Annotated in this window: 4 protein-coding genes; 3 read left to right on the top strand and 1 reads right to left on the bottom strand. The window is 72.8% G+C overall.

All coding sequences use genetic code 11. The features are described from left to right. From ESO86_RS10290 to ESO86_RS10280, 3 genes are all read left to right on the top strand, one after another. Positions 1-255, top strand: a 255-nt coding sequence (locus ESO86_RS10290) for a response regulator transcription factor (protein ID WP_207207088.1), incomplete at its 5' end; no start/stop codon positions are given. A 152-nt stretch (positions 256-407) separates the two neighbouring features. Then, the gene (locus tag ESO86_RS10285) at positions 408-923 is read left to right on the top strand and encodes a hypothetical protein (protein WP_129234813.1); all 516 of its coding nucleotides are present in this window, start codon (positions 408-410) and stop codon (positions 921-923) included. Positions 924-968: 45 nt separating this feature from the next. Continuing rightward, complete coding sequence (locus ESO86_RS10280; RefSeq protein WP_129234812.1) at positions 969-4,334, top strand: nSTAND1 domain-containing NTPase; 3,366 nt, start codon at positions 969-971, stop codon at positions 4,332-4,334. An 18-nt stretch (positions 4,335-4,352) separates the two neighbouring features. Here ESO86_RS10280 and ESO86_RS10275 read toward each other — a convergent pair. Next, positions 4,353-5,765 (bottom strand): flavin monoamine oxidase family protein (locus tag ESO86_RS10275; protein WP_165307619.1); only part of this gene is annotated, 1,413 nt, incomplete at its 5' end.

Raw genomic sequence — 5,765 nt, 5'->3', positions numbered from 1 at the left:
GCACCGGAGCCGCGCACCGCCGACGCCGTGGGCCCCGACGCGCGACTCGATCGCCTCACCGACCGCGAGTCCGCGGTGCTCGCGCTCGTCGCGGCCGGCCGCAGCAACCCCGCGATCGCGCGCGAGCTGCACGTCTCGCTCTCCGCAGTCGAGAAGCACGTCAACGCGATCTTCCAGAAGCTCGAGCTGCAGCCCGGACCCGACACGCACCGCCGCGTCGCGGCGAGCGTCGCCTACCTGCGGGATCGGCCCTGAGCGGCCGCCGGATACCCGTGAGACCCGCCCGGATAGCGAACGGATAGTGCCCTGATGCAGCCTCGGAGCACGAGAGGGGAGAACGTACCGCGCTCCCCGGCCGAGGGCGACGACCACATGCCGCCCGTTGCAGAGTCCGAGAGGTGAAGAGAATGATGTTCGAAGCGACCACTGATCGCAGCGGCGTGCATCGGAAGATCGCAGGAGTGGCGACGGCGGCCGCGCTGCTGCTCACCGGGTGCGCCTCCGGAGGCCAGGGCGACCAGCCCGCGGCGACCGCCACCGCCGGAGCGGAGGCCGCCGCCGAGGCGGAGTGGGACGACCCGATCTGGGAGGCCTACGGCGAGGAGGGGGAGTACGTCGAGGTGATCCAGGGCGTCGCCGACGACTTCCCCGCGCAGTTCCCGCTCCCGGACGGGGAACTCGTCTACTCCGGCGTGGCTCCCGGGGTCTTCGACATGATCTTCGAGACCGACGAGCCGGAGCAGGCGCAGGAGCTGGCCGAGCGGATCGGCGAGATCGTTCCGCAGGTCTCGAACGGCCCACTCCGCAGCGGTGACGAGGGCGAGCACTGGGGCTTCGCCGACGACGACTTCGTCGTCGCGCTCGAGATGCGGCCCGGTCCCGTCCCGCCGCCGATGGTGGGCATCACCGTCCTCGAGCGGTGACCCGACCCCGTTGACGTGTCCGTCGCACCGACCCACACTGCCATCATGACCGTGTGCGTGCTCGGTCCCCTCGACACCGGCGGGCCGGCGCTCAGTCCGAGGGAGCGGATCATCCTGTCCGCCCTCGTCGTGCGTCGCGCGCGGCCGGTGTCGCCGGACGAGCTCGCCGACGCGTGCTGGGGTGAGCGGCTCCCGAAGACCTGGACGCAGCAGGTCCAGAACGCGATAGCCAGGATCCGATCGCGTCTCGGCAGGGACGCCGTGCTCACGGTCGGCGGCCGCTACCGACTCGGCATTCCGGATGACGCGGTCGACGCCGTGACGTTCGAGCGCGAGGTCTCCCGTGCGCGGCGATTCGGGTTGGAGGGTGCGCACGACCGCGCCGCTGCCGCCTATCGCCGCGCGCTCGACCTGTGGCGAGGCGACCCCTACCCGGACGTCCCCGACTGGCCGCCCGCTCGCGTCGAGGCGGCCCGCCTCGCCGAGATCCACGCCGATGCCGAGGAGGAGCTGCTCGACGCGCGACTCCGGCTGGGCGAGGACGCGGCGGTCATCCCGGATGCCGAGCGGATGGTGCGGGAGGCGCCGTTGCGCGAGCACCGCTGGGCCGTTCTCGCCCTCGCGAACTACCGTGCCGGGCGCCAGGCCGACGCGGTCGGGGTCCTCCGATCCGCCCGCGTGCGGATCGTGGAGGAGCTGGGGCTCGACCTCGGCGACGAGCTCCGCGGCCTCGAGGTCGACATCCTCCGCCACGACCCCGCACTCGAGCCGGACGTCGGACCGCCGGGCGGGCGGCCGGGCGGCGCGGACGAGTCGTGCCCGTACCGCGGACTCGTCGCCTACGACGTCGACGATGCGGCGGTGTTCTTCGGACGCGATCGCGACATCGGGGCGATCCTCGCCCGCGTCCGGCCCGGAGCGGTCGTCACGATCGTGGGCCCGAGCGGGTCGGGCAAGTCCTCGGTGCTGCGTGCCGGCGTGGTGCCGCGGCTGCGCGAGCTGGGCCGCAGCGTGGTCGTCATCACTCCGGACGAGTCGGGCCTGGCCGAGCTTCGCGACACGGTCTCGGGCGAGCCCGTCACGCTCGCGGTGGACCAGGCGGAGGAACTGCTCGAGCTGCCGGACGACGAGCTGCGCGAGCTCGGCGCGCTCATCCGCTCGTGGCTCGATGCCGGCGGCAGCATGGTCCTCACGCTCCGCTCCGATTTCCTGGACCGGGCCAGCGCGGTCCCGGTGATCGGCGCCGCGCTCGGGCAGGACGTCTACGCCCTCGCCCCGATGGACGAGGGCGGACTCCGTCTCGCGTGCACCGGGCCCGCGGAGGCCGCGGGTCTCTCGCTCGAGACCGGCCTGGTCGAGGTGATCCTCCGCGACGCCGGGAGTCGCGCCGCCATCCTCCCGGCGCTGTCCCACGCACTCGCGGCGACGTGGGGCCGTCGCGACGGCGCGACCCTCACCCTCGAGGGATACGACGCCGTCGGCGGGATCGCCGGCGCGATCGCCGGTTCCGCCGAGCAGGTCTACGGCGCCCTCGGCACGGAGGGGCGGGAGGTCTGCCGCTCGCTCATGATGCGACTCGTCGAGCGCACCCCCGAGGGCGCGACCGTGCGACGCCGCGTGCCGCTGGAGACGCTCGCCGACGGGGCCACGCGCCGCGCCGTCGTCGAGTCCCTCGTCGCGGCGAGGCTGGTCACGATCGACCGCGACTCCGCGATCATCGCGCACGAGGCCGTCGGTCGGGCCTGGCCGCGGCTGGACGCATGGCTCGACGAGGATGCCGGGGACGCGCGGATGCTGCGCCGGACCGAAGCCGCCGCTGCCGCGTGGGACGCCGCCGGACGACCCGACGACGAGCTCATGCGCGGTGCGAGCCTGCAGGCGACCGTGGAATGGCGGGAGCGCGCCGCTCCCGAGCTCACGAGCACCGAGTCCGACTACGTGGCGGCGTCGCTCGCCGCGCACCGCGATGAGGTGCGGGAACTGGAGGAGCGCGCGGAACGGGAGCGGGCGAGCAACCGCAGGCTTCGCGTCGCTCTCGCGGTGTCGGCGATCCTCGCGGTGATCGCCGTCATCGCCTCGGGCGTGGCGGTCGTCCGGAGTGCGGACGCCGAGGCCGCCGCCGAGGAGGTCCGCATCGAAGCGCTCACCTCGACGGCGTCGAGCGCGGCGACGGATCGGGAGGTCGCGGCGCTCGTGGCGGCGGAGGTCCACCGTCGCTGGCCCGAGGACCCCCGTGCCAGGATCGCGCTGGAGGGGGCCCTCGGCAATGCGGACGGGTTGGTGCGCACTGTGCGGTTCCCCGATGCCGTGAGCGTCGCCGCGGCGGTCGTCCCCGGAACCCGCACGGCCCTCATCGCGGTCGATCCGGCCGGGGAGGGCGGTGAGGCCGGCTCGGGTGCCGTCACGATGATCCTCGACCTCACGACGGGCGAGGTCGTACGCGAACTGGACGTGGACCTGACGTCCCTCGGGGGCGAGGCGGCGCGCAGCGTGAGCCGCTCGGCCGCCCCGTACCGCCAGGTGATCGTCAGTGATGACGGGTCGACGGCGCTGATCCACACCCGTCGTCCCTCGTCGACCGAGTCGGAGTCCTGCTGCGTGAGCGACCTCGTCGGCGTGCCCCTTCGATCGAGCGGGTTCGCGCTCGAGGCGACGACCCTGGCAGTGGATCTCACGGATCGCCCGGTGCTCGCCCCCGACGGCCGCGCCGCCTACCTGCTCCTGCGGGGTGCCGGCGAGCCGGCGATGATCGACCTGAAGACCGGCCGCCTCATCCGCCCTCCCGAGGCCGCAGCGGCGTCCGAGGACGGGATCGGCCTCCAGCGGCTCGCGCTCGTCGACGGCCGCCTGTACGTCGGCGCCCGCGACCACCTCCGTGTCTACGACGCCGAGACGCTCGCGCTCACCGAGGTCATCGACCTCCCCGTCGACGGGAACCTCTCGATGACCTCGCTCCTGCTGGCGTCGGACGGGAGCGGCGGGCTGTTGGCGATGTCCTCCGACCGGGCGGCGCGGATCCGCGTGCCATCGGGTGACGTGGACTGGGTCCGGACGGATCTCCGATGCCGGACGGTCCTCGTCGCCCCGGTATCCGGCTTCCTCTGCAGCCGCGTCGACGGGATCTGGTCGTACGACCTCGACAGCGGGCAGCCGCTCCGCCGGGTCCTGGAGCCGCTTCCGTCGTCGACGTCCACGATGGATCGGGTCGTCGGCACCTCCGAGATCGTGACCGTCACGCGCGATCCCGCCACGATCCGGCGTTGGCGACCGGACGGCGGAATCGCCGCCCGCGACGTCGACGCGATGCGCGTCGCGGCGTGCGCGCTCGCGTCGCGCCAGCTCACGAGGACCGAATGGGCGGACCACTTCGGTGATGAGCCGTACCGACGCACCTGCCCCGACGCGCCCTGACCGGCCGCACTCGCCGACTCAGGAGAGCGCGACCGCCTTCGCCGCACGCTCGCCCGACTCGACGGCGCCGTTCAGGAAGCCGAAGTAGTAGACGCTGGTGTGCTCGCCCGCGAAGTGCACGTTGCCCTCCGGCACCGCGGCGACGCCGAACAGCTCGGTGTACTGGCCGGGACGCTGGCAGGTGTAGGCGCCCTTCGACCACGGGTTGGCCCACCAGGCGTCGCGGTACGAGCGGCCCGTGTACGCCGCGGTGACGCCGGGGAAGATCGGCTCGAGCTGTGCGAGGTAGGAGTTCACCTGCGCGGTGGGGGCCACGCCGAACGGGTCGCCCTTCCAGGCCTTGACCTGGTCACCGGCCGGGAAGAAGTTGAACACTCCCGCGGGCAGCGGCTGGTCGGCCGTGTCGTCCCAGCCGCACTGGAAGCCCTCCTTGTTCGTGTACGCCGCGCCGCCGTAGCCCTGCTCGACCCAGGGGCGGCGCGAGAGCTCGACGTGGATCTTCGAGTTCGCGCCGAGGCCCACCTCGGCGATCGCACGGCGCTTCAGCGCCGAGAATCCCGATTGGGACAGGTCGCAGTCCTTGAGCGTCGTGAACGGCAGCGCCAGGATCGCGCGATCGGCGACGACGTCGATGGTCGAGTTGCCCGAGCGGAAGCTCAGCCGGACCGTGCCGTTCGCGAGTTGCGCGACCGCGACGAGCTCCCTGCCGTACTGCACCGTCCCGGCCGGGAGCTGGTCGATCATCCGCGAGACCAGCAGGTCGTTGCCCCCGCGGACGGTGTACTTCTCATCGGCGCCGTTCACGGGCGCGAGGCTGTTCTGCGAGTTCCAGCCGAGCAGGTAGACGAGGTTGAGCGCCGACTGCTCGTGCGGTTCGAGGCCGTACTCGGCCATGACGTTCGACTGCATGAGCTTGGCGAACGGGCTCGCGAGCCCGCCGGGGACCTTCTGCTGCAGCCATTCGTCGACGGTCATGCGGTCGAGCGCGACTCCCGCCGCCGTCTGCACGTCGTAGGTCTGGCAGTACGGCGCGGCCGCGAGGTCGGCCTTGAAGGCCTGGTAGACGGCGCCCCAGTCCTCGTTCGCGTCGTCGTACGGGTAGTCGACGCCGTCGATCCAGTACTTGTCCTCCCAGCCCTGGTAGCTGCCACCGGCGACGACGTCGAGGCTCAGGCCGAGGTTCGAGGCGAGGTTGCGGGTGGCATTGTGGTCGGTGTTGATGAGCGCGCCGCCGTGCTCGACGACGAAGCCGTTCGAGAAGTGGTCGCGCAGCGACCAGCACCGGCCGCCGGCCCGCGAGTCCGCTTCGTAGACGGTCGAGGCGATGCCCTTGACCCGCCACAGCCAGTGCGCGGCGCGCAGGCCGGCGAGTCCCGCGCCGACGATGGCGACGCGGGGTGCGGCCGGCTTCGCGGCGCTCGCCGCATGGGC

Source organism: Agromyces binzhouensis (assembly GCF_004135055.1).
Classification (GTDB): domain Bacteria; phylum Actinomycetota; class Actinomycetes; order Actinomycetales; family Microbacteriaceae; genus Agromyces; species Agromyces binzhouensis.
The sequence above is the reverse complement of the archived record's forward strand: the minus strand, read 5'-3'. Positions and strand labels throughout refer to the sequence as shown.

Bases quoted from the DNA above. Each gene is read 5' to 3' on its own strand.
- ESO86_RS10285 (WP_129234813.1), top strand. From the start codon at position 408: ATGATGTTCGAAGCGACCACTGATCGCAGCGGCGTGCATCGGAAGATC.
- ESO86_RS10280 (WP_129234812.1), top strand. From the start codon at position 969: ATGACCGTGTGCGTGCTCGGTCCCCTCGACACCGGCGGGCCGGCGCTC.